Genomic DNA, 22,833 nt, shown 5'->3' on the forward strand with positions numbered 1-22,833 from the left:
CGCCCCTTCCTCGGTCGCTCGCCAGATTGGGACATCAGTGGATCAGCCGTCCGTGAGTTGGGAGTGCTTCCTTCGATCGTGGCACAGCAGGGTGCGGAGTTGTCAGATGCGGACGGGTGCGGGGAGTACTTGACCCTGTCGTTGCGTCAACGTTTCTACTGGACTCATGCGCATCGGAGAGATCGCCGCGCTCGTCGGGGTCACCTCGCGGGCGATCCGGCACTACCACCACATCGGACTGCTTCCCGAGCCCGGGCGCCGGGCCAACGGCTACCGCGCCTACAGCGTGCGCGACGCCGTGGTGCTGGCCCGGATCCGGCGGCTCACCGAGCTCGGGCTCGGTCTGGACGAGGTACGGGACGTCCTCGCCGATGACGCCGGGCGCGAACTCGTCGAAGTGCTCGTCGAGTTGGATGCGGATCTGGCCCGGCAGGAGAACGAGATCCGGGAGCGGCGGCGTCGGCTGGCCCGGTTGCTGGACGGCCCGGTGAGCGCCGAGGAGCTCGTATCGCCCGCGCTGGCCGAGCTGCTGGGCACGGCTCCGGCCACCGGCTCCCCGATGGCCGCCAAGGACCGCGAGCACCTGGTGCTGCTGGACACGCTGGGCGTCGGCAGTGAGGTCTACGCCGCGTTGCGGCCCATGGCCGAGGACCCTGCCGTGCACGCACTGTACGAGCGGCTGGACGCACTGGCTGCGGCGCCCGTGGACGATCCGCGGATCTCTCCGCTCGCCGCCGATCTGGCCGCCGCCGTGCCGGACGAGGTGCTGGCGGCGATCCCCTCCGGCGGCCCGGCGATGACGGGGTTCGGTCAGGCCCTGCTCGATGACTACGCGCCCGCGCAGGCCGAGGTGGTGCGCCGGGTGATGGCAGCCATGACGGCACGCGTGGCGGGGAGAGGAACAGGATGAGCGTGCGGATTGCACGGTATGCCGTGGGGGCTGTGCCGGCTGTCGAATTGGGTCTGGGCGGCTGCCTGCTGGCGGGGGTCCGGATACCGGGTGCGGTTCTGCTCGGTGCCGAGGCCCTGGTGGTCGCCGCGCTCGGGTTCGAGGGCGTGGTCCTGTGGCGGCTCTGGCTCGTGGGCCGGCGCGCGGGTGCCGGGCGGCGGGAGGCGGTGGGTGCGGCGCTCCGTACCGTCGTGCCCGAGAAGGTGCGCCGTCTCGTCGCCCACGAGGTGCGCGCCCTGCACAGTCTCGGGCTGTGGGTGCTGCGGCGGCGTCATGCCGTGCCGGAGGGCGCCCTTGCCGTCCCGTACACCGGGCCGCAGACCGCCATGGTGTACGGCCTGGTCTTCGTCGCCCTGGTCGAGACGGTGATGCTGGCGCTGCTGATCCCGTGGCCGGTCGTGCACAGGGTTCTGCTGGTGCTCGATGTGTACGGGGTGGTTCTGGTGCTCGGCTTCCATGCCGCGTGTGTGACCCGGCCGCATGTGGTGGACGTCGACGGGGCTTTGCGGATTCGGTACGGCGGGCTGTTCGACCTGCGCGTTCCCGCAGGCATGGTCGCCGGTGCGCGGGTCGAGCGGCGTTATCCCGAGGGCGGACCGGTGCGGCTGGGTGCGGACGGGGTTCTCGACCTCGTCGTGGGCGGTCAGACGACGGTGACCGTGGAGCTGGTCTCTGCGGTGGCGTTCGTGCGGCCGCTCGGGAAGCGCGGGTCGGCGCGGACGGTGCGGTTCCACGCGGATGATCCGGGTGCCGCCGTGGCCGCGCTCACGCGGGGGCGAAGAGGACCTTCGCCGAGCCAGGATCCGCCTGGGCGAGCCTGACCCGCAGCCGCTCCCCCAGCGGGAGCCTCGCCGTGCCGCCCTCGACCCGGGCGACGACGGCCGGGTCGTCGATGTGGACGGTGCCCGTGGTGGGCTCCTGTTCCTTCACGTCGACCACGTACGCGTCGAAGACCTCACCGATCCGGTCCTTGAGCAGCGCTGCCTCGACCACGTCGACGCACTCGCGCTCCACCGTGTTGGCGCGCCTGGTTCCGTCCGCCATCTCCTTCGGCAGGCCGGGCAGCGCGGCGAGGACCCACTCGGGCGGGTCCTGTTCCGCGACGGCGGCGAGGCACAGCTCGGCCGCGTACCGGTCGACGAGTCGGCGCAGCGGGGCGGTGCAGTGCGTGTAGAGGTCGGCGACGGCGGCGTGGACGGCGGGGGTGGGGAGTTCGCCGTGGTCGAAGACGGTGTAGCCGGCGCCGCGCAAAAGGGTGGTGCACTCCTGGAGGAACGCGGCGTGGTTGGTCCTCCTCGGGTCGAGGGAGCGGACGACCTGGGCGTACGGGACATGGTGCGGCCAGTCGATGTGCAGCGCCTCGGCCGAACGCCGGAGCCGGGCCACGGCGCCGTCGGGGGCGACCGGCAGGGTCCGCAGGATGCCGGTGCCGGTCTGAGTCATGAGGTGGGCGGCGGCCATGCCGGTGAGGAGGGAGATCTGGGCGTTCCAGCCGTCGGCGGGCAGCGGGGCGCGGTATTCGAGGCCGTACGTGCCGTCGCGCTCGACGATCTCCTGCTCGGGCACGTTGAGGGAGATGCCGCCGCGGGCGACCTCCTGCTCCTCGCGGAGCCGTCCGATGTCCTGGAGCAGCGCCAGGGGCTCTTCGGCGGTGCCCGTGTCGATCTGCCGCTGGACGCCCGCGTAGTCGAGCTTGGCGCGGCTGCGGACGAGGGCCCGGCGTACCGAGGTGGAGACGGCGCCGCCCTCGGAGTCCAGGTCGATCTGCCAGAGCAGGGCGGGGCGGGTCTGTCCGGGGAGGAGGCTGGCGGCGCCCTCGGAGAGCACGGTGGGGTGGAGCGGCACCTTGCCGTCGGGGAAGTAGAGGGTCGTCACCCGGCGATGGGCCTCGGTGTCGAGTGCGCCGCCGGGGCGTACGAAGGCGGCGACATCGGCGATGGCGTAGTGCACGCGGAAACCCTGGCGGCGGCGTTCGAGGTGCATGGCCTGGTCGAGGTCGGTCGACGTGGGCGGGTCGATGGTGAAGAACGGCAGGTCCGTCGCGTCCTTGTGGGCGGACACCGCCGGGTCCTTCACCGCCTGTGCCGCCTCGGCGAGGACGTCGGGCGGAAAGCCGTCGGGCAGTTCGAGCTCGGTGCGCAGCTTGCGCAGGGCCGCCCTCAGCGGAGTCTCGGCCGGCCCGGTCATATGGAGATGGCGGCGGGGCATGGACCGAGCGTATGGCGGGGCGGGCCGGGCGGCATCCCGGGTGCCGGACAGGCTCCGGTCCGCTGCCGGTGTCCCCTTACGCTGGTGCGCGGGCCTCCGCAGCCCGCTTGCCTGTGCGTACGTACGAAGGAGAACCGCCGTGCTCGTGCTGTTGCCGCCCTCCGAAGGAAAGGCCGCGTCGGGGCGCGGAGCACCCCTGAAGCCGGAGTCGCTGTCGCTGCCGGGCCTGGCCGCTGCGCGGGCCGCGGTCCTCGACGAGCTGGTCGAGCTGTGTGCGGCGGACGAGGAGAAGGCCCGTGAGGTGCTCGGGCTGAGCGAAGGGCTGCGCGGCGAGATCGCGAAGAACGTCGGGCTGCGGACGGCGGGGACGCGTCCGGCCGGGGAGATCTACACGGGGGTGCTGTACGACGCCCTGGATCTGGCCTCCCTGGACACGGCGGCCAGGCGGCGGGCCGGCAAGTCGTTGCTGGTGTTCTCCGGGCTGTGGGGCGCCGTGCGGGTGGGCGACCGGATTCCTTCGTACCGCTGCTCGATGGGCGTGAAGCTGCCGGGGCTGGGCGCGCTCGGGGCGTACTGGCGCGACCCGATGGCGGAGGTCATGCCGGAGGCGGCCGGGGACGGACTCGTCCTGGATCTGCGGTCCTCCGCGTACACCGCGGCCTGGAAGCCGACGGGTGCGGTGGCAGAGCGCACGGCGAGCGTGCGGGTGCTGCACTCCCAGATGGTGAACGGGGTCGAGAAGCGGTCCGTGGTCAGCCACTTCAACAAGGCGACGAAGGGGCGGATGGTCCGCGATCTGCTGCTGGCGGGCGCCCGGCCGAAGGGGCCCGCGGAGCTGGTGGAGACATTGCGGGAGCTCGGGTACGTGGTGGAGGCCGAGGCCCCCGCACGGGCCGGGCGGGCGTGGTCGATCGATGTCGTGGTGACCGAGATCCACTGAACCGGGAGTCCATTGCATTGCAGCATATGCAACGGTCGTTGCGTTCTGCGCTGTGGGCGCGGCAAGATGAGCGCATGACCTCCTCCGTGCTGGACCTTGCCGCCGTCGTCCCCGTTGTCGTCCTGGAGGACGCCACCGACGCGGTGCCGCTCGCCCGGGCCCTGGTCGCGGGCGGGCTCCCGGCCATCGAGGTGACGCTGCGCACCGCTGCGGCACTGGACGCGATCAAGGCCATCGCGGCCGAGGTGCCGGACGCGGTGGTGGGGGCCGGCACGGTGATATCCGTACGGAACGTCTCCGACACCGTCGCCGCGGGGGCCCGGTTCCTGGTCAGCCCCGGCTGGACGGACACGCTGCTGGATGCGATGAAGGCATCGGGGGTGCCGTTCCTGCCGGGCGTCTCGACGACGTCCGAGGTGGTCGCGCTGCTGGAGCGCGGGGTGACCGAGATGAAGTTCTTCCCGGCGGAGGCGGCGGGCGGTACGGCGTATCTGAAGTCGCTCTCCTCGCCGCTGCCGCAGGCCCGGTTCTGCCCCACGGGCGGCATCTCGCTCGCCTCCGCGCCGTCCTATCTGGCGCTGCCCAACGTCGGCTGCGTGGGCGGCAGTTGGATGGTGCCGGGAGATGCGGTGGCGGCGAAGGACTGGGCGCGGGTGGAGCGGCTGGCGAGCGAGGCGGCGGCGCTGCGCGGCTGATTTTCCCCTACCCGCCCCTTCCCGAAACCGGGGCTCCGCCCCGGACCCCGGTGGGTGGGAGCGGGGGTGCGGGGTACCCCCGCCACCCCCTGAGGAAGCGGCGGCTTCGCGCCGCCAAGGAGTCGCTCCATTGCCCACCCCGGAGCACCCACGGCAGCTTCGCGCCGCCGGGGAGCCGCTCCGCTCCCCCGCCGGAGCACCCACAGCAGCATCACACCGCCAAGGAACCGCTCCATTCCCCCGCCGGAGCACCCACAGCAGCATCACACCGCCAAGGAAGCGCCCCCTGCCCCCGCAGCACCCACGCCCACGTGGGAGCCTCCGCTCGCTATCGCAGGTGCGACGTGTCGTTCAGCAGTCTCAGTGACGCGTTGCCGTCCGCGTAGTACGCCACCGCGGACACCGAGGCCGCCGAGAGTTCCATACGGAACATGGCTTCCGGCGGGGCGCCCAGCGCCAGCCGGACCAGGGTCTTGATCGGCGTCACATGGGTGACCAGGAGGACCGTGCGGCCCGCGTAGCGGGCGGTGAGGCGGTCGCGGGTGGCCGCGACGCGGCGGGCGACCGCGGCGAAGCTCTCGCCGCCCCCGGTGGGGACCGCCTTCGCGGAGGCGAGCCAGGCGTCCAGGTCGGGGCCGTAACGCTCACGCACCTCGGCGAACGTCAGACCCTCCCAGGCGCCGAAGTCCGTCTCGCGCAGGCCGTCCTCGATCCGGACCTCCAGGCCGAGCCGGGCCGCCACCGCGGCCGCTGTTTCGCGGCAGCGGCGCAGCGGGGAGCTGACGATCTCCTCGATCGTGCCGCGGGCGACCAGCGACTGGGCGATGCGTTCGGCCTGGTGGCGGCCGGTCGCCGAGAGTTCGGGGTCGCTCCCGCCGCTGCCCGAGAACCGCTTCTCGGGGGTGAGGGCCGTCTCGCCGTGCCGGAGCAGTACGAAGGTGGTGGGTGCGCCGAGATCGGGCGCAGCGGCCCAGCCCACCTGGGGTGCGCTCGGGGATGCGGCAGCCGTGGCCGTTGCCGTGCCCGTCCCGGCTCCCGGGCGGGAGGCCAGGGCCGCGCGGGCCCTGGCCGCGCCCGCTGCCGCGTCGCCGGGCGGGCCGGAGACGGGCGGCAGGCCGGCGGTCGTCGAGGGCCGGGGGGTGTCGAGGGCGGCCGTCGACGACGACGGCTCCCACTGTTTGCCACGCTTGCCCGCGTCCATCGCCTCGTTGGCGAGCCGGTCCGCGTGCTTGTTCTTCTCGCGCGGGATCCACTCGTACGTGACGGCGGAGGCCGGCAGAATCCTGGCGGCCTCCGCCGCGAGCGGCTTCATGTCGGGGTGCTTGATCTTCCAGCGGCCCGACATCTGTTCCACGACCAGCTTGGAGTCCATCCGGACCCGCACCTGGAGCGCACCGTCCGCCGAGGCGTCCGGCACCAGCGCCTTCGCCGCCTTCAGGCCCGCGATGAGGCCCTTGTACTCGGCGACGTTGTTCGTCGCGACGCCGATGTACTCGGCGGCCTCGGCAAGGGTCTCCCCCGTCACCGGGTCGATGACGACCGCACCGTAACCGGCGGGCCCGGGGTTGCCCCGGGAGCCGCCGTCGGCCTCGATGACGAACCGGCGCGGCTGGGTCATTACAGGCCCGACTCCGCCGTACGGACCAGAATGCGGTGGCAGTTCTCGCAGCGCAGCACCGTGTCCGGGGACGCCGCCTTCACGTCGTTGACCTCGGTGATGTTCAGCTCGAGCCGGCAGCCCTCGCAGCGGCGCTGGTAGAGGCGGGCTGCGCCGACCCCGCCCTGCTGGAAGCGGAGCTTGTCGTACAGCTTCAGCAGGTCCGCGGGGACGGAACCGGCGACGATCTCGCGCTCCTTGGTTACGGTCGCGGCCTCCTCGTCGAGCTCCTTGGTCGCGGCGTCACGGCGGGCGGTCGCGTCGTCGGCCTTGGCCTGGACGGCGGAGACCCGGTCGGACAGCTCGGTGACGCGCTCCTGGGCGGACTCGCGGCGCTCCATCACTTCGAGGACGACGTCCTCCAGGTCGCCCTGGCGCTTGGCCAGCGAGGCGATCTCGCGCTGGAGGCTCTCCAGGTCCTTGGGCGAGGTGACCGCACCCGAGTCGAGGCGCTGCTGGTCACGGGTGGCGCGCTGGCGCACCTGGTCGACGTCCTGCTCCGCCTTGGTCTGCTCGCGGGCGGTGTCGCTCTCCTCGGTCTGCGAGGCGACCAGCAGGTCACGCAGTTGCGCGAGGTCGCTGGTGAGCGACTCGATCTCGGTGTGCTCGGGCAGCGACTTGCGCCGGTGCGCAAGCTGCGACAGGCGTACGTCGAGGGCCTGGACGTCAAGGAGTCGGATCTGGTCGGCGGGCGCGGCGTTCAGTTGGGGGCTCCAGAAGAGTGGTGGGTGGTGGTGGTCCAGGGGTCGGTGACCTGGTTCGAGACATGGACCCGCAGGTCCCATCCGTGGCGGTCGGAAATCGCGTCGAGCTGCGCTGCGGCCTGTTCGCACCAGGGCCATTCGGTGGCCCAGTGTGCGGCGTCGACCAGGGCGAGCGGGGAGCGCTGGATGGCTTCGGAGGCCGGGTGGTGGCGCAGGTCGGCGGTGAGGAAGGCGTCGACGCCGGCGGCGCGCACCGCGTCGAAGAGGCTGTCGCCGGAGCCGCCGCTGACCGCGACGGTGTGCACCGTCGCCGCCGGGTCGCCCGCGAGCCGGATGCCCTGCGCGGTGGCGGGCAGCCGGGCGGCGGCGCGGGCGGCGAAGTCGGCCAGGCTCTCGGGGTGGTCGAGCACACAGATCCGGCCGAGGCCGCGACGGCCCTTGGGGTCGGCCGGATCCGGTACGAGGGGACCCTCGACGCGCAGGTCGAGCGCACCGGCGAGGGCGTCGGAGACGCCCGGGTCGGCGGTGTCGGCGTTGGTGTGGGCGACGTGCAGCGCGATGTCGTGCTTGATGAGGGTGTGCACGACCCGGCCCTTGAAGGTGTCGGCCGCCACCGTCGTCGTACCCCGCAGATAGAGCGGGTGGTGGGTGACGATCAGCTGGGCGCCGAGCCCGATTGCCTCGTCGGCGATCTCCTGGACGGGGTCGACGGCGAAGAGCACACGGTCGACCTGCGATGCCGGATCTCCGCAGACGGTGCCGACCGCGTCCCAGTCTTCGGCCCGCTCGGGCGGCCAGAGAGCGTCGAGCTCGGCGAGGACTTCAGACAGACGGGGCACAAGGAAAGGCTACCTGTCCTCCGTGCCCCGTCGCCCATGGCTTCGGTGACCCGTGCTGACGGGCCACAGCGTGCCAGTGAATCGTTACTTCACGAGGTCGGCACGGAGGTCGTCGAGGACCAGGTTCGCGGCCGTGACACCGAGGCCGAGGTACCAGGTCTCGTCGGAGACGTCCTTGGCCCGGCCGTCCTTGACCGCCTTGAGGTTCTTCCACAGCGGGTTGGACTGGGTGGTGTCACGCTTGGTGGCCTTCACGTCGCCGTAGACGCCGGTGAAGATCCAGTCGGCGTCGGCCTCGTCGATCTTCTCCGGGCTGACCTCCACGGCGAGGTCGTTGATCTGCTGGTTCTTGGGCCGCGGCAGACCGGCGTCGTCGAGGATGGTGCCGATGAAGGACGCCTTGGCGTAGAGACGGATCCGGTCCGGCATGTAGCGGACCATGGAGACGGTCGGCTTGTTCGGGCCGACGTCCTCGCCGAGCTTCTTCGCCTTCGCCTCGTAGGCGCCCAGCTTGCTCTTCGCCTCGGCGGTCTTGTCCAGTGCCTCGGCGTTGAGGAGGTAGTTCTCCTTCCAGGTGAAGCCCGGGCGGATGGAGAACACGGTCGGCGCGATCTTGGAGAGCGCGTCGTACTTGTCGGCGGCGCGCAGCTGGCTGCCGAGGATCAGGTCGGGCTTCAGGCCGGCGATCGCCTCAAGGTTGAGGTTGTTGATCGTGCCGACGTTCTTCGGGTTGCCCGCCGCCTTCTTCAGGTACGAGGGGACGGACGCGTCGCCCTCGGAGGGGGCGTAGCCGACCGGCTTCACACCCAGCGAGACGACGTTGTCGAACTCGCCGACGTCCAGCACGACGACTCGCTTGGGGGCGGACTTGATCTCGGTCTTGCCCATGGCGTGGGTGAGGGTCCGGGGGAACTGGCCGGCCTTGGCGTCCGTCCCGTACTCCGCCGTCTTCTTCGCGGCGTCGGCGAAGTCCTTGCCGCCCGTCGCGACGGCCGCCTTCTTGTCACCGCCGCCCTCGGACTTGGCCGAGCCGCCCGAACCTCCGTCGTCGCCCCCGCAGGCCGAGAGGGAAAGGGCGGCAGCCACTGCCAGGCCGACTGCGGCAGTACCGCGGCGACGAAGGGACATCACTTGCTCCAGTTCAAGGTCACACAAGTATCGCTTAGGGCTGCCTTACCTTACTCACCACGTCTCGCGCCGAGCACAGGCACCCCCTCACCCTCAGGCGAATCCGGGCATCACCACCCTTATGTGTGAAGTGGCGGGTCTCGTGTTGTTCGGCAGGAAGTGCGAAAACTAGCTTCGGTTGCCGGAGGTGACCAGTCCATGACTGCCTGTGCCATCGAGAACGAGACCGCGGAGGCGGCCGGGTCCGCCGGGGACGCCGGGGACGCGGTGCTGGAAGACGACGAGCCGGGTGAACCGGGCGTGCCCACGGGGGCCGCCCTCGCCCCGCCCACGTTCACGATTGCCGCGGACGGTTCGTACGCGGCCCGGCTCGCCCTCCGCAACGTCGCCGCGGAGGCCTCCAACGAGGCCGCGCAGGCGTGGTTCGTGGAGCGCTGGACGCTCGACGGGCACGAGCCGTACGCGGTGCCGCTCCCCCTCGATCAGCCGGAGGAGCCGGACTCCCAGGTGCTGCCGCTGGCCGACGGGCGGGTGCTGATCCGACGCCGGGTCGCGGACCGGCATGCGTTCTCGCTGCTCTATCCGACCGGCCCCGGTACCGGTGAACTGCCGCTCGGCACCGTCGGATGCGCGGATCTGACCCTGTTGCCGCCGTCACCGGACGGCGCGAGCGCATACGCCCTGTCGGCCGGTGCGCACTCCACCGCCGTCTGGCTGGTGGCGGGCGGCGCCTTCGGGCCCGAGCAGGTCGCGGAGGTTCCGGGGCGCTGCTCCGGCGGGGTCTGGCTGGACCGGGCGGGGCGGATGCTGGCCCTGGACCGGGAGATGCCGGGCGGCGGTCCGGTCAAGGCGGTGGCCGTGGACCTGGAGCGGGGCGGTGAGGTGACGCCGCTGTTGCAGATCGCGCCGGAGAGCAACGACCGGCTGCTGCTCGCCGACGCGGACAGCGGGCTGCTGCTGATCCGCTCGGACGCGCCGGGGCACGACCGGCTCGGATGGGGGGTGCTGGGCAGCTGTCTGCCGGTGCGTTTCCCGGAGTGCCTGCGCCCGGCGGATGTGGCGGTGACGCCGTTCGCCGTGCAGCCGGGGCAGATGCTGATGCCGGAGAGCTGTGCGGTGGCCCTGCGGATCGACGGGGCGGCGGGCAGCTGGCTCGGGGTGTGGCGCCCGGCGGGGCGCCGGCTGCATCAACTCGCCGCACCCGAGGGGTGGCAGGCCGGTCGCGGGGTGTGGACCCGGGACGGCGTACTCAGACTTCCGTACGCCAACGAGAACGTGGTGTGCGGGGTGGCACTGCTGGAGGCGCCGGTGGACGGGGAACGCGGCACGGGACCGGCGGCGGAAGCGGGCGCGGAATGCGGCATGCACGCGGGTGCGGAAAGCGGTATGCAACCGTCCGCCGCCGCCGCGCCTCTACCGATGTGCAAGCCGATTCCACTGGGGCAGGCGCCTCTCATGGGGCGCATGGTGCCTGGTTAAAATCCTGGGCCTGGGCTACGCAGCCGTACATCGGTCGCCGACGGTGACCGTGCCGTGTTGCGGTGGCGTGATCGGCCCTGGTGACACACACGTAAGCGATCACAACGGGGTGACTTCCCACATGTCTGAAGCCCGAACCGACACGACCCAGACGCGTCCGCCGGGGGCGGACGCGGAATGGGCCGGAGCCGGCGGCTCCGGAAAGCACCGAGGGGGTGTGTCGATGGAGGACACGGCAGCACAGCCGCACGGCCGCCACCGCCGCCCGTCCGAGGGGAACAGCAGGGCGGCCTGACCGCGCGGAACATCAACGAGGGACGGGTGGGCCCCGGCAGCCGATCGGCTATCGGGGCCCACCCGTTTCCGTTGCGGTCAGCCCCGCTTCAGACCGAGCACCTCCGCCGCGGCGAAGGTCTCGCCCGTCGGGCGGTCCTCGTAGTACGGGGAGATCAGCTCGTCCAGCTCGTCGAAGGAGAACGTCTCCTTCGACGAGTCGAACTTCGCCGCCACCCTGGGGCGTTCGACGATCGCGACCATTCCGCCGTGCACGACGAGCAGTTGCCCGTTGACCTTGGCGGCAGCCGGGGAGGCCAGATAGCCGACCAGCGGCGAGACATGCTCGGGGGCGAGCGCGTCGAGCCGGCCGTCCGTCGGTTCCTGGAAGCCCGCGAAGACGTCCTCGGTCATCCGGGTGCGGGCCCGCGGGCAGATGGCGTTGGCGGTGACGCCGTACTTGGCCAGGGCCAGGGCCGTGGAGGTGGTGAGGCCGACGATGCCGCCCTTGGCCGCCGCGTAGTTCGGCTGGCCCGCCGAACCGGCCAGGAACGCCTCCGACGAGGTGTTGACGATCCGGCCGTAGACCGGGCCGCCGGACTCCTTGGAGCGGGCGCGCCAGTGGGACGCGGCGAAGTGCGTGGTGTTGAAGTGGCCCTTGAGGTGGACCCTGATGACGGAGTCCCACTCGTCCTCCGTCATCGAGAAGACCATTCGGTCGCGCAGGATGCCCGCGTTGTTGACCAGGACGTCGAGCTTTCCGTACGTGTCGACGGCCAGCTCCACCAGGGCACGGGCCTGGTCGTGGTCGGAGACGTCGCCGAGGTGTGCGACCGCCCGGCCACCCGCCGCCCGGATCTCCTCGGCGACCTCCTCGGCGGGGGTCGCGGACGCCTCGCCGGAGCCGTCGCGGCCCGGCTGCCCGTAGTCGTTGACGACGACGGACGCGCCGAGCCGCGCCAGTTCCAGCGCTTCGGCGCGTCCGAGGCCGCGGCCCGCGCCCGTGACGATGGCGGACATGCCGTCCAGGGGAAGTGACATCGGAATCTCGGAGTCCTCTCAGGTGGAAGCAGGGAGGGGGCAGGGTGGGGACAGGATGGGGACAGAGCTGGAGGGGGTCAGAGCTCGATGCAGGTGCGCAGCGACTCGCCGGTCCTCATCTGGTCGAGGGCGTCGTTGATGCCGTCGAGCCGCACCCGGTGGGTGATCATCGATTCGAGGTCGATCCGGCCGGCCCGCCAGAGCGCGATGGCCCGTTCGTACGACCGGAGCACATCCCCTCCGCCGTACATGGAGGGCAGGATCCGCTTCTCGTCGAAGAACAGCTCGAACATGTTGACCTGGAAGTTGTCGTCCATCGCGCCCGCGCCGACGATGCAGAGGGTGCCGCCGCGCCGGGTGTTCTCGTACGCCGTGCGGGCGGTGGCCGACTTGCCGACGACCTCGAAGACGTAGTCGAAACCCTCGCCCGCGGTGATCCGCTGCTTGGCGTCGGCGAGTTCGTCCGGGGACACGGCCTCGGTCGCGCCGAACCGCAGTGCCGCCTCGCGACGGGAGGCGACCGGGTCGACGGCCACGATCTGGGCGGCGCCCTGCACCTTGGCGCCCTGGATCGTGGAGATGCCGACTCCGCCGCAGCCGATGACGGCGACCGACGAACCGGCCTCCACCTGTGCGGTGTTGATGGCCGCGCCCAGCCCGGTGGTCACCCCGCAGCCGATCAGCGCGGCGATCTCGAACGGTACGTCGTCGGGGATCGGCACCGCGCAGCCCGCGCCGACGACGACCTCCTCGGTGAAGGTGCCGGTGCCCGCGAAGCCGAAGACATCTCCCCCGGGGCGCTTGAAGTTGGGGGTTCCCGCGTTCATGAAGCCGGCCAGGCAGAGCTGGGTCTGGCCGCGTTTGCAGGACGGACACGCCCCGCATGCGGGCAGCCAGCAGACCAGTACCCGGTCCCCCGCGCTCAGCCCGGTGACACCGTCGCCGATGTCGACGACCTCGCCCGCGCCCTCGTGGCCCGGGATGAAGGGGGCGGGCTGCGGCAGCACGCCGCTCATCGCGGAGACATCGGAGTGGCACAGTCCGGTGGCCCGGATGCGGAGCTTGACCTTGCCGGGGCCGAAGCCCACCGCCTCGACGTCGTCGAGGACTTCCAGTTTGTCCTGACCTATCTCGTGCAGTACGGCTGCGCGCATGGTGCGGCTCCCCTCATGGGCCTGTGGACCTCTTGGAGTTGGTTCAGGAGTGTTCGACGAAGGTGTCGCCGAGGACCGGGGCGTCGTCCCGCTCGACGGCCCTCACCTCGACCCGGACGCGGTCCTTGCCGGTCCACATCTGGATACGGAGGGTCTCGCCGGGGAAGACGACCCCGGCGAAACGGGTGCGGTAGGAGCGGATACGGGTCACATCGCCACCGAGCAACGTGTCGGTGACGGCCTTGAGTGTCATGCCGTAGGTGCACAGCCCGTGCAGGATCGGCCGGTCGAATCCTGCGAGCCTGGCGAACTCGGGGTCGGCGTGGAGCGGGTTCCAGTCCCCGGAGAGGCGGTACAGCAGCGCCTGGTCCGGGCGGATCGACCGCTCCACCACGTGGTCGGGGGCGACGGCTGGGTACGCGACCCGCTCGGAGGGGCCGCGTTCGCCGCCGAAGCCGCCCTCGCCCCGGACGAAGATCTGGGCGTCGTTGGTCCACAGCGGGCCCTCGTCGTCGGCGGCCTCGGTGCGCAGCACCAGCACGGCCGCCTTGCCCTTGTCGTACACGGCGGCGGCCTTCGAGGTCTGTACGGCGCTGCCCTTCACGGGGATCGGCCGGTGCACCCGTACGCTCTGCCCGCCGTGCAGGACGGCGGCGAGGTCGACGTCGATGCCGGGCGAGGAGAGTCCGCCGACAACTCCCATGCCCGCGCCCGCGACGGTGGCGAAGGAGGGCAGCACCTGGAGCCGGGACTCCAGGGTGTAGCGCAGCTCGCCGGGACCGGCGCCCGCGCCGATCCCGAGGTGGTAGAGCTGGACGTCCTTGTGGTCCCAGCTGATCCGGGTGGACCGGGGTTCGGCGGCGACAGCCTTTTCGGCATCAATGGGCATGGGGAAGCTGCTCCTTGATGGTGGGAAGACCTCGGCGCGGCCGTCCGCACCGTCGGCCGCACCGAGGTCGTGCGGGACCGGCCTCCGCGCCCGTTCTAGAACGCGTTCTAGCCGATGACTCCCATGTATAACGCAGCTCCCAGCAGTTGTGAAGACTGCTGCTGACGTAGCGTCAGATCCAATCCGCGGGCGGCCGCCGGGCCATGACATATGTCATCGCGAAGTCCGTACGCACACCTCTGCCGGGACCCGGGGCGCCCTCCGTATCGTCGTGGTCATGAAGCAGACAACGGGGAGCGCGGCCGCGGTGGTCCTCACCGCGGCGGTCAAGACCTTCGGCCGGGCGGGGCGGACCGTACGGGCCGTGGACGGAATCGATCTGTCCATCGGCCGCGGCGAGACCGTCGCCCTGCTCGGCCGCAACGGGGCGGGCAAGTCCACCACCATCGGCCTTCTGCTGGGTCTGAACGAGCCGGACTCCGGCAGTGTGCGGGTGCTGGGCCGAACCGCCGAGCAGGCGGTACGGGCCGGCCTGGTCGGCGCCATGCTCCAGGACGGGCGGCCCATCCAGCGGGTCACCGTCCGCGAGCTGATCGCCTTCGTCGCCTCGACCTACCCGCAGCCGATGCCGGTGGCCGAGGCGCTCTCGCTGGCGGGCGTCTCTGCGTACGCGAACCGGCGCATCGACAAACTCTCCGGCGGCCAGACCCAGCGCGTCCGCTTCGCCGTCGCACTGGCCGGCAACCCGGAACTGATCGTTCTGGACGAGCCGACGGCCGCCCTGGACGTGGAGGCGCGCCGTACGTTCTGGGACTCGATGCGGGCCTACGCCCGGCGCGGCAACACCGTCCTCTTCTCCACCCACTATCTGGAGGAGGCCGACGAGAACGCCGACCGGATCGTCGTCATCGACCGGGGCCGGATCGTCGCAGACGGCAGCGGCGACACGATCAGGGGCTCGGCCGGCAGCAGTCTCGTCTCCTTCGACCTGGCGGGCCGGCCGACCGAGGGCCTGGAGCTGCTGCCCGGCGTCGTCACCGTCGAGGTGTCCGGGGACCGGGCGCTGCTGCACACGGACGACTCGGACGCCACCGTCGTGGAGCTGGCCCGCCTCGGCGCGATCCGTGACCTCCAGGTCTCCCGGGCCACGCTGGAGGACGCGTTCCTCGCCCTCACCGCACCGGTCGCCGCAGCGCCCGCAACCGATTCCGAGAGGGAGACCGTGTGATGTTCCGCTACATCGTGCTCGAAGTGCGCAGGACCCTGCGTGACGGCTTCTTCCTGATCTTCGGCACCGGGATGCCGGTGATGATGTATCTGCTCTTCACCAACATCGGCGGGGGCGAGGGCGTCGACGGCTGGAAGACGGCCTCGATGGTCGGCATGGCCGCGTACGGTGCACTGGGCTCCGCCATGTCGATCGGTACGGGGGTCGCCTCCGACAAGACGCTCGGCTGGCTGCAGCAGCTGCGGGTCACCCCGCTCGCCCCTTCGCAGGCGGTCGTGGGCCGGGCGATCAGCGGTTCGGTGACCGTCCTGCCGACGATCCTGACGGTGCTGCTGGCCGGCGGACTGCTCAACGGGGTGCGGCTGGACGCCTGGCAGTGGATCGCTCTGGCACTGCTGCTGTGGATCGGCGCGCTGCCGTTCACCCTGCTCGGCCTCGGCAACGGCTACCGGCTCACCCCGCAGGGCACCGGCGTCGTCAATGTGGCCTGTCTGATGGGCTTCGCGATCGTCGGCGGGCTGTGGTTCCCGCTGGACCTGCTTCCCGAATGGCTGCGTTCCATCGGCAGGTTCACCCCCGCCAACCGGTTCGCCGACCTGGGCTGGGCGACCACCGAGGGGCACGCGCCCGACACCGGCACGATCGCCGTGCTCTGCGCGTGGCTCCTGCTGTTCGGTACGTACGCCGTGATCTCGTACCGTCGGTCCGCGAGGACCGTGTGACAGGAGTGGACCATGTGACACGAGAAGACCGTGTGGCAGGAGTGGACATGGCCAGGAGACGAACGGGCACGGGGACGAGTACGGGTACGGGTACGGGTACGGGTACGAGTAGGCGTACGGGCACATGGCGGGAGCGGCGCAGATGCCGCGACGACCGGCGCCCCGGCCCGCCCGGACCGTACACCCTGCTGCCCTGGCTCCTGATGGGCATGGGCGCCTTCTCCAACCTCTTCCAGGGCGAGACCCCCAACCCCTGGCTCGGCGGTCTCGGGCTGTTCACCTTCAACTCCCTCTACATCTCCGTGGTGTTCCGCGGCTTCGACAAGAAGAAGCGCGAGAGTCCGGTGTCGTACTGGCTGCTCGCGGCGATGGCCACCGTCACGTTCGGGCTCGCGATCGGCTACGGCGGGAGCTGGCTGCTGTTCTTCCCGCTGCTCTCGCTGGCCTGCGGCACCATCCTGCGCCACCGGCAGCTGGCCGCCGGCCTGCTCTCCCTGGCCGTGGTCGCCAGCCTCATCGCCGTGTGGCGCGGAAACGGCGGCTCGGACCCGTGGACGATCGGATACGGCACCTTCATCTCGGGCGCGGTGACCGCCGCGATCCTCACCCTCGCGGAGACCGTGATGGAACTGCGCGCCACCCGGCAGGAACTGGCCCGTACCGCCGTCGAGAAGGAACGGCTGCGGTTCTCCCGCGATCTGCACGATCTGCTGGGCCACACGCTGTCCGTGATCGTGGTCAAGTCGGAGGCCGCGCGCCGGCTCGCGCCGCGCGACATGGATGCGGCGCTCCTCCAGGTCGCGGACATCGAGTCCGTCGGCCGCCAGGCCCTCACCGAGATCCGTGAGGCCGTCACCGGCTACCGCGAGGGGAGCCTCGCCACCGAACTGGACCGGGCCCGGTCCGCGCTGACCGCCGCCGGGACCGAACCGGTGCTCCGCCGCTCGGGACCGCCGCTCGCCCCGCAGACGGAGGCGCTGCTGGGCTGGGTGGTACGGGAGGCCGTCACCAATGTCGTACGCCACTCCAACGCCACCACCTGCTCGTTCGTCGTCGACGGCACATCCGAACGGGTCCGGCTGACGGTCACGGACGACGGCTACGGCCCCGACCCCGACGCACCGGCCACGCCCGGCATCGGCGGCACCGGACTGACCGGCCTGACCGAGCGCCTCGCCGCGGCGGGCGGCTCGCTCCGGGCGGGCCCGGGGCCGGAGCGCGGCTTCGTGCTCACCGCGGAACTGCCGGTGGACGGGCCGGACGAGGCCGCTTCCAGCGACGCCTCGGACTCGCCTCGCACGCGGGGCCGGTGAGCGGGGCCCGAAACACCGTTCCGCACTGCTTCACCACGTCAACGCGCCCGGCACTGACGCCGTTTACGTTCGGGGCGTTCTACGCTGCCTGCGGCTTCCCCGTCTCGGCCTGACGGCTCACGTGATCTACCGATGGGTGGCGAGGAATCGGCATCGGATGCCCGTCGGCACACCGGCCTGCGCGTTCCCCCGTACCTCCGACCGAAAGTCCTCCATGTCCCAGGTACCCACCTGTATTCTCAGCAGCTTCGAAGCTCCCCAGGTCATCCACGGCCATCAATTGGACCAGTTCGTCCAGATCGGCTCGCTGACCAAGGCACTCACCGGGACCGTGCTGGTCCGGCTGGCTTCAGCAGGAGTGCTCCAACTCGACGATCCGCTCGAACAGTTCCTCCCCGTGCCGACGGGCACGGGCATAACCCTGCGGCACCTCGCGGAACACACCGCCGGCCTGCCCAGGGTTCCACCGCGTCTGCGACGGCTCGACCCTTATGCCTCCTTCGACGCTCAGGCCCTGGACGCCGTCGTACATCGGCTCGACTCCCTCACCACCAGCGCCCCGGGCGAGGCGGAGGAATACTCCAACCTCGGCTATGCCATCCTCGGCGCTGCGCTCTCCTCAGCGGCGCGCACACCTTACGAGGATCTCCTGAACCAGTACGTGCTCACGCCCCTGGACGTCAGCGAGGTGACCTCGGACCCTCCGCAGGACAGGCGGCTTCGCGGGCGCGGGCTCTTCGGCCGGCCGCGCCGCCCCTGGACCATGAACGGTGCCATCCTGCCCGCCGGAGGGCTGTGGGCCACCCCGCGCGCGGCCGCCCGTCTGGTGACCACTCTGCTCGTCGACCGAAAACTGGGCGACCCCGCACCGTCCTGGCAGACATCCGGCCCCCTGCTCTGGCACAACGGCGCCACCCGCGACGACTCAGTCTTCGCCGGCGCGATGACGGACGGCAGATGGGTTCTGGTCCACCGCCTCTCCGGGCCGCCAGAGGCTACCGACAACCTGGCCATCGAAATCCTGAAGAACGCGGGTACCGAACCGCCCCTCTGAGCCTGGTCGGCGGCTGCCGTACACCTACGCGGGTGCCCTGTCTGAGACGCTGGCCGTATGACTGACATGCCCGGCGGGCGCCCCTCGAAGTGTGTACGTGTCCTCCTCGCCGAGGACCAGGGCATGATGCGGGGTGCGCTCGCCCTGCTGCTGGGCCTGGAACCGGACATCGAGGTCGTGGCGCAGGTGGCCGCAGGGGACGAGATCGTGGATGCGGCGCTGCTGTCGCGCCCCGATGTGGCGCTCCTTGACATCGAGCTCCCGGGCCGAAGCGGTCTGGACGCCGCCGCCGATCTGCGCGAGGAGGTGCCGGACTGCCGGGTGCTGATCCTCACCACGTTCGGCCGGCCCGGCTATCTGCGCCGGGCGATGGAGGCCGGGGCGGCGGGGTTCCTGGTCAAGGACGGCCCCGTCGAGGAACTCGCCACCGCGATCCGCCGGGTGCTGAGGGGTGAGACGGTCATCGACCCGGCGCTGGCCGCCGCCGCGCTCAGCGCCGGACCGAGTCCGCTGACCGCGCGGGAGCGGGACGCGTTGAACGCCTCCGTGGACGGGGCGACGGTCGCCGACATCGCGGCGAAGCTGCATCTGTCCGAGTCGACGGTACGGAACTATCTGTCGTCGGCGATCGGCAAGACGGGTACGCGCAACCGGATGGAGGCTGTCCGGGCGGCGCGGCAGCAGGGCTGGCTGTAGGCGGGCCAAGGACGGGGCGGGCGGGCGACGGCGGTGTCCGGTCCGGTCCGGTTCCCCGCCCGTCCGGCACGTGAGGACATGCCGTGGCCACGTGCCACCCGGCCCCGGCCCCGCCGCCGCGCACGAGCCACCCGCCCCTGCCCCTGCCCCTGCCCCTGCCCCTGCACTACCGCCGCAGCAACGTCACCACCGCCGCCCCGCCGAGCCCGATGTTGTGGGCCAGGCCGACCCGGGCGTCCTTCACCTGCCTGCCCTGCGCCTCCCCCCTGAGCTGCCAGGTGAGTTCGGCGGCCTGGGCGATTCCGGTGGCGCCGAGCGGGTGTCCCTTCGAGATCAGCCCGCCGGACGGGTTGACCACCCACCGGCCGCCGTACGTGGTGGCCCCGGACTCGACGAGTTTCCCGGACTCGCCCTCGCCGCACAGCCCGAGCGCCTCGTAGGTGAGGAGTTCGTTGATGGAGAAGCAGTCGTGCAGCTCGATGACGTCGAGGTCGGTGGCCGAGAGCCCCGAGGCCTCGTACACCTGCCGGGCGGCGGCCCGCGACATCGGTTGTCCGACGGCGTCGATGCAGGTACCGGAGGCGAAGGAGTCACCGGTGTCGGTGGTCATGGCCTGGGCGACGATCTCGACCGCCTTGTCGCCGAGCCCGTGGCTCTCGACGAAGCGCTCCGATACGACGACGGCGGCGGCCGATCCGTCGGAGGTGGGCGAGCACTGGAGCTTGGTCAGCGGGCGGTGGATGGTCCTGGCGGCGAGGATCTCGTCGACCGTGTACGCGTCCTGGAACTGGGCGTACGGGTTGTTCACCGAGTGCCGGTGGTTCTTGGCGCCGACCGCCGCGAGCTGCGCCTCGGTCGTCCCGTACCGCTCCATGTGTTCGCGGGCCGCGTTGCCGAAGATCTGGGCGGTCGGCGGGGTCATCTCGAAGCCGTGGGCGGCGGCCATGATCCCGTAGTGCCGGGCGACGGGGGACGTCTTGAAGTCGCCGCCGTCGGAGCCGCCGCCGAGCGCCCCGCGCGCCATCTTCTCGAAGCCGAGCGCGAGTACGCAGTCGCTGATACCGCCTTCGACGAACTGCCGGGCCATCATGAGCGCGGTGGAGCCGGTCGCGCAGTTGTTGTTGACGTTGTAGACGGGCACTCCGGTCAGGCCGAGTTCGTACACCGCCCGCTGCCCGGCCGTGGAGGCCTGGAAGCAGTAGCCGACGGGGACCTGCTGCACCTGCTCATACGCGATCCCGGCGTCGGCGAGCGCCGCTGTCCCGGCCTCCTTCGCCATGTCCCAGTACTGCCAGTCGCGCGTTTCGGGCTTCTCGAACTTCGTCATCCCGACGCCGACGATGAACGCCTTCATGGTCTCCCTCTCGGGCCGCTTCCGCTGCCACTTTCCGACACATCTGACGATGCGTCAGATAATGGCAGCGGGAGTCGGTCAGCGGAAGGCTGCGTGCCCGGTGAGTGCCTGGCCGAGCGCGCGCCGATGTGCGGCTGGATCCGCTCGGTGCGGAACTGACGGACGGTGTCGCGGACCGCCCGTGTCCCTCGTCGGTGAGGAGGTTCTCCAGGCCGGGCGGGTCGGACGGGTCGAGGGGGATGCGGGCACGTAGCTCCACCCCCGGACAATGCCGGCCCGGCGCGGACGGGACGCTCCCCGCGTCACTGATCGCGCGGGAGGCCGAGGATGCGCTCGGCGACGACATTGAGCTGAACCTGGGTGGTGCCGCCCGCGATGGTCAGACAGCGGGACATCAGGAAGCCGTGCACGGCCCGCTCCCCCGCCCCTTCGCCGACCGCCCCGGCCGGGCCGAGGAGTTCGAGGGCCAGTTCGGCGACCTTCTGCTGGTGGGTGGTCTGGACGAGTTTGCGGATGGAGGCCCCCGCGCCGGGTTCGAGTCCGGACACCTGCTGCAGAGTGGTCCGCAGTCCGATGCAGGCGAGAGCGTGGGCCTCGGCGGCGAGTGCTCCGATCCGGGCCCGGTACGTGCCGTCGAGTTCGCCGGAGCGGGCGATCAGCGCCTCCAGGTCGGTGTCGAAGGTCATCTGGTCGGCCATGTGGACGCGCTCGTTGCCGAGGGTGTTGCGGGCGACCCGCCAGCCGTCGCCGATCTCGCCGACGAGGGCGTCGGCGGGCAGCAGGGCGTCGTCGAAGTACACCTCGTTGAAGAGGGAGTCGCCGGTGATCTCCTTCAGCGGGCGGATGTCGATGCCCTCGGTGTTCTTCATGTCGACGAGGAAGTAGCTGAGCCCCTGGTGCTTGGGTGCGTCCGGGTCGGTCCTGGCGAGCAGGATTCCGTGGTCGGCCCATTGAGCGGCGCTCGTCCAGACCTTCTGCCCGTTGATCCGCCAGCCTTCGTCGGTCTTCTCCGCCCTCGTCCGGAGCGAGGCGAGGTCGGAGCCCGCGCCGGGTTCGGAGAACAGCTGGCACCAGAGGAGTTCGCCGCGCAGGGTGGGCAGCAGGTAGCGGTCCTGTTGCTGTGCCGTCCCGTGGGCGATGAGTGAGGGGACGACCCAGGTGGCGATCCCGAGGTCGCTCAGCTTCACCCCTTGCTCCTTCAACTCCTGCTGTACGGCGAGTTGTTGGACGGGGTTGGCGCCCAGTCCGTAGGGGGCGGGGAGGTGCGGGGCCGCGTAGCCGGTCGGCGCGAGGGCGTGGCGGGCGGCCTGCGGGTCGAGGCCACGGGCAGCGGCGACGGCCCAGCCCGCCTCGGCGCGGTGGGCCGCGGCCTCTGCGGGGAGTTCGAGGGTGAGTTCGCGGCGCGCCCCGCCCTCGGCCAGCCGTACGGCCCGCAGCCGGTGGGCGTCTCCGGCCCCCAGCAGCTGCCGGGCCACCAGGGCCCGGCGCAGATACAGATGGGCGTCGTGCTCCCAGGTGAAGCCGATGCCGCCGAGGATCTGGATGCAGTCCTTGGCGCAGCCGTACGCGGCGTCGAGGGCGTCCGACGCGGCGAGGGCGGCGGCCATGGACCGTACATCCGGGTCCACCTCCTCGTCGGCGGCCCGGACCGCGTCCCACACCAGCGCGCGGGCCCGCTCGACCCGTACGAGCATGTCGGCGCAGAGGTGCTTGATGCCCTGGAACTGTCCGATGGGGCGGCCGAACTGTTCGCGGACCTTGGCGTATTCGACGGCGGTGTCCAGTGCCCGGGCCGCGGTTCCGCACGCTTCGGCGGAGAAGAGGACGGCGGTGAGGTCGCGGACGTGTGCGGTGTCGGTCCGTACGACGCGTTCCCTGGGGACGAGTACGCCCTCGGCGCGTATCTCGGCCGTGGGGCGGGTCGGGTCGGCGCTGCGGTGCGGGCGTGCGGTCAGTCCCTCGGTGGCGGCGTCGACGGCGAACCAGAGGGTGCCGGTGGCCGATTCGGCGGGGAGCAGGAGGAGGTCGGCATCGGCGCCGGAGAGTACGGGCGGGGCCGTGCCGTCGAGGAGGTGGCCGTCCTCGTGCTCCACGGCGGTGAGGGTGCCGGGGCCGAGGGCGACGGCGCCGATGCGCGTACCGGCCGCGAGGCCGCGTACCGCCTCGCCCGCCCCCGACGCGTGCAGTACGGCGGAGGTGAGGGCGCTCGCGAGATACGGGCCGGGGAGCGCGGCCCGGCCCGCCTCCTCCAGGACCACGGCCAGATCGAGGAGCCGGCCGCCCCCGCCCCCGCACTCCTCGGGCAGATGGATGGAGAGGAGGCCCTGTTCCACGAGCCCGTCCCAGTACCCGGGGCGCACGCCGGGGGTACCGGGGGCGTCCGCGTCCAGGAGTTTGCGGATCTCCTCCGGCGGTACGGCGCGCGCCAGCCAGCCCCGTACGGCCTGCGCCAATTCCCTCTGCTCTTCGGTGATTCCGATGCCCATGCGGATCCTCGCCGGTCGCAGCCA

The 22,833-nt window shown here is 71.5% G+C and carries 20 protein-coding genes; 10 read left to right on the forward strand and 10 right to left on the reverse strand.

Annotated elements, in window-relative coordinates; all coding sequences use genetic code 11:
- The first annotated feature begins 166 nt into the window (after positions 1-166).
- A complete protein-coding gene (locus ACGFU7_RS02845; RefSeq protein WP_393691613.1) occupies positions 167-910 on the forward strand; it encodes a MerR family transcriptional regulator in 744 nt (247 codons plus the stop codon).
- The gene (locus tag ACGFU7_RS02850) at positions 907-1,770 is read left to right on the forward strand and encodes a hypothetical protein (RefSeq protein ID WP_393691615.1); all 864 of its coding nucleotides are present in this window, start codon (positions 907-909) and stop codon (positions 1,768-1,770) included. The genes ACGFU7_RS02845 and ACGFU7_RS02850 overlap by 4 nt, the downstream gene beginning before the upstream one ends.
- On the opposite strand, the gene ACGFU7_RS02855 is transcribed toward ACGFU7_RS02850, so the two are convergent.
- Positions 1,715-3,157 (reverse strand): RNB domain-containing ribonuclease, encoded by a 1,443-nt coding sequence (locus tag ACGFU7_RS02855; protein WP_393691617.1) that lies wholly within the window; start codon positions 3,155-3,157, stop codon positions 1,715-1,717. The two genes, ACGFU7_RS02850 and ACGFU7_RS02855, sit on opposite strands and share 56 nt — an antisense overlap.
- Before the next feature lie 139 nt (positions 3,158-3,296).
- Here ACGFU7_RS02855 and yaaA point away from each other — a divergent pair, with 139 nt between their 5' ends.
- Complete coding sequence (gene yaaA, locus ACGFU7_RS02860; RefSeq protein WP_393691619.1) at positions 3,297-4,097, forward strand: peroxide stress protein YaaA; 801 nt, start codon at positions 3,297-3,299, stop codon at positions 4,095-4,097.
- A gap of 74 nt (positions 4,098-4,171) precedes the next feature.
- The gene (eda, locus tag ACGFU7_RS02865; protein ID WP_393691621.1) at positions 4,172-4,792 is read left to right on the forward strand and encodes a bifunctional 4-hydroxy-2-oxoglutarate aldolase/2-dehydro-3-deoxy-phosphogluconate aldolase; all 621 of its coding nucleotides are present in this window, start codon (positions 4,172-4,174) and stop codon (positions 4,790-4,792) included.
- Positions 4,793-5,120: 328 nt separating this feature from the next.
- On the opposite strand, the gene ACGFU7_RS02870 is transcribed toward eda, so the two are convergent.
- The 4 genes from ACGFU7_RS02870 to ACGFU7_RS02885 form a co-directional block, all read right to left on the reverse strand.
- Positions 5,121-6,410 (reverse strand): bifunctional RNase H/acid phosphatase, encoded by a 1,290-nt coding sequence (locus tag ACGFU7_RS02870; RefSeq protein WP_393691623.1) that lies wholly within the window; start codon positions 6,408-6,410, stop codon positions 5,121-5,123.
- Entirely contained in the window at positions 6,410-7,153 is a 744-nt protein-coding gene (locus ACGFU7_RS02875) for a zinc ribbon domain-containing protein (protein WP_393691850.1), read from the reverse strand. The genes ACGFU7_RS02870 and ACGFU7_RS02875 overlap by 1 nt, the downstream gene beginning before the upstream one ends.
- Positions 7,150-7,992 (reverse strand): Nif3-like dinuclear metal center hexameric protein, encoded by an 843-nt coding sequence (locus ACGFU7_RS02880; RefSeq protein ID WP_393691625.1) that lies wholly within the window; start codon positions 7,990-7,992, stop codon positions 7,150-7,152. The genes ACGFU7_RS02875 and ACGFU7_RS02880 overlap by 4 nt, the downstream gene beginning before the upstream one ends.
- 84 nt (positions 7,993-8,076) lie before the next feature.
- Positions 8,077-9,120, reverse strand: coding sequence for an ABC transporter substrate-binding protein (locus tag ACGFU7_RS02885; RefSeq protein WP_393691627.1), 1,044 nt, complete (start codon positions 9,118-9,120; stop codon positions 8,077-8,079).
- Positions 9,121-9,318: 198 nt separating this feature from the next.
- On the opposite strand from ACGFU7_RS02885, the gene ACGFU7_RS02890 reads away from it, so the two are divergent.
- Positions 9,319-10,599: a hypothetical protein gene (locus ACGFU7_RS02890; RefSeq protein ID WP_393691629.1), complete on the forward strand. Its 1,281-nt coding sequence runs from the start codon at positions 9,319-9,321 to the stop codon at positions 10,597-10,599.
- A 372-nt stretch (positions 10,600-10,971) separates the two neighbouring features.
- Here ACGFU7_RS02890 and ACGFU7_RS02895 read toward each other — a convergent pair whose 3' ends face one another.
- The 3 genes from ACGFU7_RS02895 to ACGFU7_RS02905 form a co-directional block, all read right to left on the reverse strand.
- Positions 10,972-11,913, reverse strand: coding sequence for a 3-oxoacyl-ACP reductase (locus ACGFU7_RS02895; RefSeq protein WP_393691631.1), 942 nt, complete (start codon positions 11,911-11,913; stop codon positions 10,972-10,974).
- A 77-nt stretch (positions 11,914-11,990) separates the two neighbouring features.
- Positions 11,991-13,067, reverse strand: a complete 1,077-nt coding sequence (locus tag ACGFU7_RS02900; RefSeq protein ID WP_393691633.1) for a Zn-dependent alcohol dehydrogenase — start codon at positions 13,065-13,067, stop codon at positions 11,991-11,993.
- A gap of 43 nt (positions 13,068-13,110) precedes the next feature.
- Positions 13,111-13,956: a MaoC/PaaZ C-terminal domain-containing protein gene (locus ACGFU7_RS02905; RefSeq protein ID WP_393691635.1), complete on the reverse strand. Its 846-nt coding sequence runs from the start codon at positions 13,954-13,956 to the stop codon at positions 13,111-13,113.
- A gap of 277 nt (positions 13,957-14,233) precedes the next feature.
- On the opposite strand from ACGFU7_RS02905, the gene ACGFU7_RS02910 reads away from it, so the two are divergent.
- The 5 genes from ACGFU7_RS02910 to ACGFU7_RS02930 all read left to right on the forward strand — a co-directional run bounded on the left by ACGFU7_RS02910 (position 14,234) and on the right by ACGFU7_RS02930 (position 18,969).
- On the forward strand, positions 14,234-15,184 hold the full coding sequence (locus ACGFU7_RS02910; RefSeq protein ID WP_393691637.1) for an ABC transporter ATP-binding protein: 951 nt from the start codon (positions 14,234-14,236) through the stop codon (positions 15,182-15,184).
- The gene (locus ACGFU7_RS02915; protein ID WP_393691639.1) at positions 15,184-15,906 is read left to right on the forward strand and encodes an ABC transporter permease; all 723 of its coding nucleotides are present in this window, start codon (positions 15,184-15,186) and stop codon (positions 15,904-15,906) included. The genes ACGFU7_RS02910 and ACGFU7_RS02915 overlap by 1 nt, the downstream gene beginning before the upstream one ends.
- A gap of 47 nt (positions 15,907-15,953) precedes the next feature.
- On the forward strand, positions 15,954-17,219 hold the full coding sequence (locus ACGFU7_RS02920; protein WP_393691641.1) for a sensor histidine kinase: 1,266 nt from the start codon (positions 15,954-15,956) through the stop codon (positions 17,217-17,219).
- Between the two features lie 157 nt (positions 17,220-17,376).
- Positions 17,377-18,273 (forward strand): serine hydrolase, encoded by an 897-nt coding sequence (locus ACGFU7_RS02925; protein ID WP_393691643.1) that lies wholly within the window; start codon positions 17,377-17,379, stop codon positions 18,271-18,273.
- A 57-nt stretch (positions 18,274-18,330) separates the two neighbouring features.
- Positions 18,331-18,969: a response regulator gene (locus tag ACGFU7_RS02930; RefSeq protein WP_393691645.1), complete on the forward strand. Its 639-nt coding sequence runs from the start codon at positions 18,331-18,333 to the stop codon at positions 18,967-18,969.
- A gap of 166 nt (positions 18,970-19,135) precedes the next feature.
- Here ACGFU7_RS02930 and ACGFU7_RS02935 read toward each other — a convergent pair whose 3' ends face one another.
- Complete coding sequence (locus ACGFU7_RS02935; protein ID WP_393691647.1) at positions 19,136-20,323, reverse strand: lipid-transfer protein; 1,188 nt, start codon at positions 20,321-20,323, stop codon at positions 19,136-19,138.
- A 302-nt stretch (positions 20,324-20,625) separates the two neighbouring features.
- Positions 20,626-22,809, reverse strand: coding sequence for an acyl-CoA dehydrogenase (locus tag ACGFU7_RS02940; protein ID WP_393691649.1), 2,184 nt, complete (start codon positions 22,807-22,809; stop codon positions 20,626-20,628).
- Positions 22,810-22,833: the final 24 nt, after the last annotated feature.

The organism is Streptomyces sp. NPDC048473 (assembly GCF_043200155.1).
Classification (GTDB): domain Bacteria; phylum Actinomycetota; class Actinomycetes; order Streptomycetales; family Streptomycetaceae; genus Streptomyces.

Coding starts and splice junctions, on each gene's coding strand:
- ACGFU7_RS02845 (WP_393691613.1), top strand. CDS start 167: ATGCGCATCGGAGAGATCGCCGCGCTCGTCGGGGTCACCTCGCGGGCG.
- ACGFU7_RS02850 (WP_393691615.1), top strand. CDS start 907: ATGAGCGTGCGGATTGCACGGTATGCCGTGGGGGCTGTGCCGGCTGTC.
- ACGFU7_RS02855 (WP_393691617.1), bottom strand. CDS start 3,157: ATGCCCCGCCGCCATCTCCATATGACCGGGCCGGCCGAGACTCCGCTG.
- eda (WP_393691621.1), top strand. CDS start 4,172: ATGACCTCCTCCGTGCTGGACCTTGCCGCCGTCGTCCCCGTTGTCGTC.
- ACGFU7_RS02870 (WP_393691623.1), bottom strand. CDS start 6,410: ATGACCCAGCCGCGCCGGTTCGTCATCGAGGCCGACGGCGGCTCCCGG.
- ACGFU7_RS02885 (WP_393691627.1), bottom strand. CDS start 9,120: ATGTCCCTTCGTCGCCGCGGTACTGCCGCAGTCGGCCTGGCAGTGGCT.
- ACGFU7_RS02890 (WP_393691629.1), top strand. CDS start 9,319: ATGACTGCCTGTGCCATCGAGAACGAGACCGCGGAGGCGGCCGGGTCC.
- ACGFU7_RS02895 (WP_393691631.1), bottom strand. CDS start 11,913: ATGTCACTTCCCCTGGACGGCATGTCCGCCATCGTCACGGGCGCGGGC.
- ACGFU7_RS02900 (WP_393691633.1), bottom strand. CDS start 13,067: ATGCGCGCAGCCGTACTGCACGAGATAGGTCAGGACAAACTGGAAGTC.
- ACGFU7_RS02905 (WP_393691635.1), bottom strand. CDS start 13,956: ATGCCCATTGATGCCGAAAAGGCTGTCGCCGCCGAACCCCGGTCCACC.
- ACGFU7_RS02910 (WP_393691637.1), top strand. CDS start 14,234: ATGAAGCAGACAACGGGGAGCGCGGCCGCGGTGGTCCTCACCGCGGCG.
- ACGFU7_RS02915 (WP_393691639.1), top strand. CDS start 15,184: ATGTTCCGCTACATCGTGCTCGAAGTGCGCAGGACCCTGCGTGACGGC.
- ACGFU7_RS02920 (WP_393691641.1), top strand. CDS start 15,954: ATGGCCAGGAGACGAACGGGCACGGGGACGAGTACGGGTACGGGTACG.
- ACGFU7_RS02925 (WP_393691643.1), top strand. CDS start 17,377: ATGCCCGTCGGCACACCGGCCTGCGCGTTCCCCCGTACCTCCGACCGA.
- ACGFU7_RS02930 (WP_393691645.1), top strand. CDS start 18,331: ATGACTGACATGCCCGGCGGGCGCCCCTCGAAGTGTGTACGTGTCCTC.
- ACGFU7_RS02935 (WP_393691647.1), bottom strand. CDS start 20,323: ATGAAGGCGTTCATCGTCGGCGTCGGGATGACGAAGTTCGAGAAGCCC.
- ACGFU7_RS02940 (WP_393691649.1), bottom strand. CDS start 22,809: ATGGGCATCGGAATCACCGAAGAGCAGAGGGAATTGGCGCAGGCCGTA.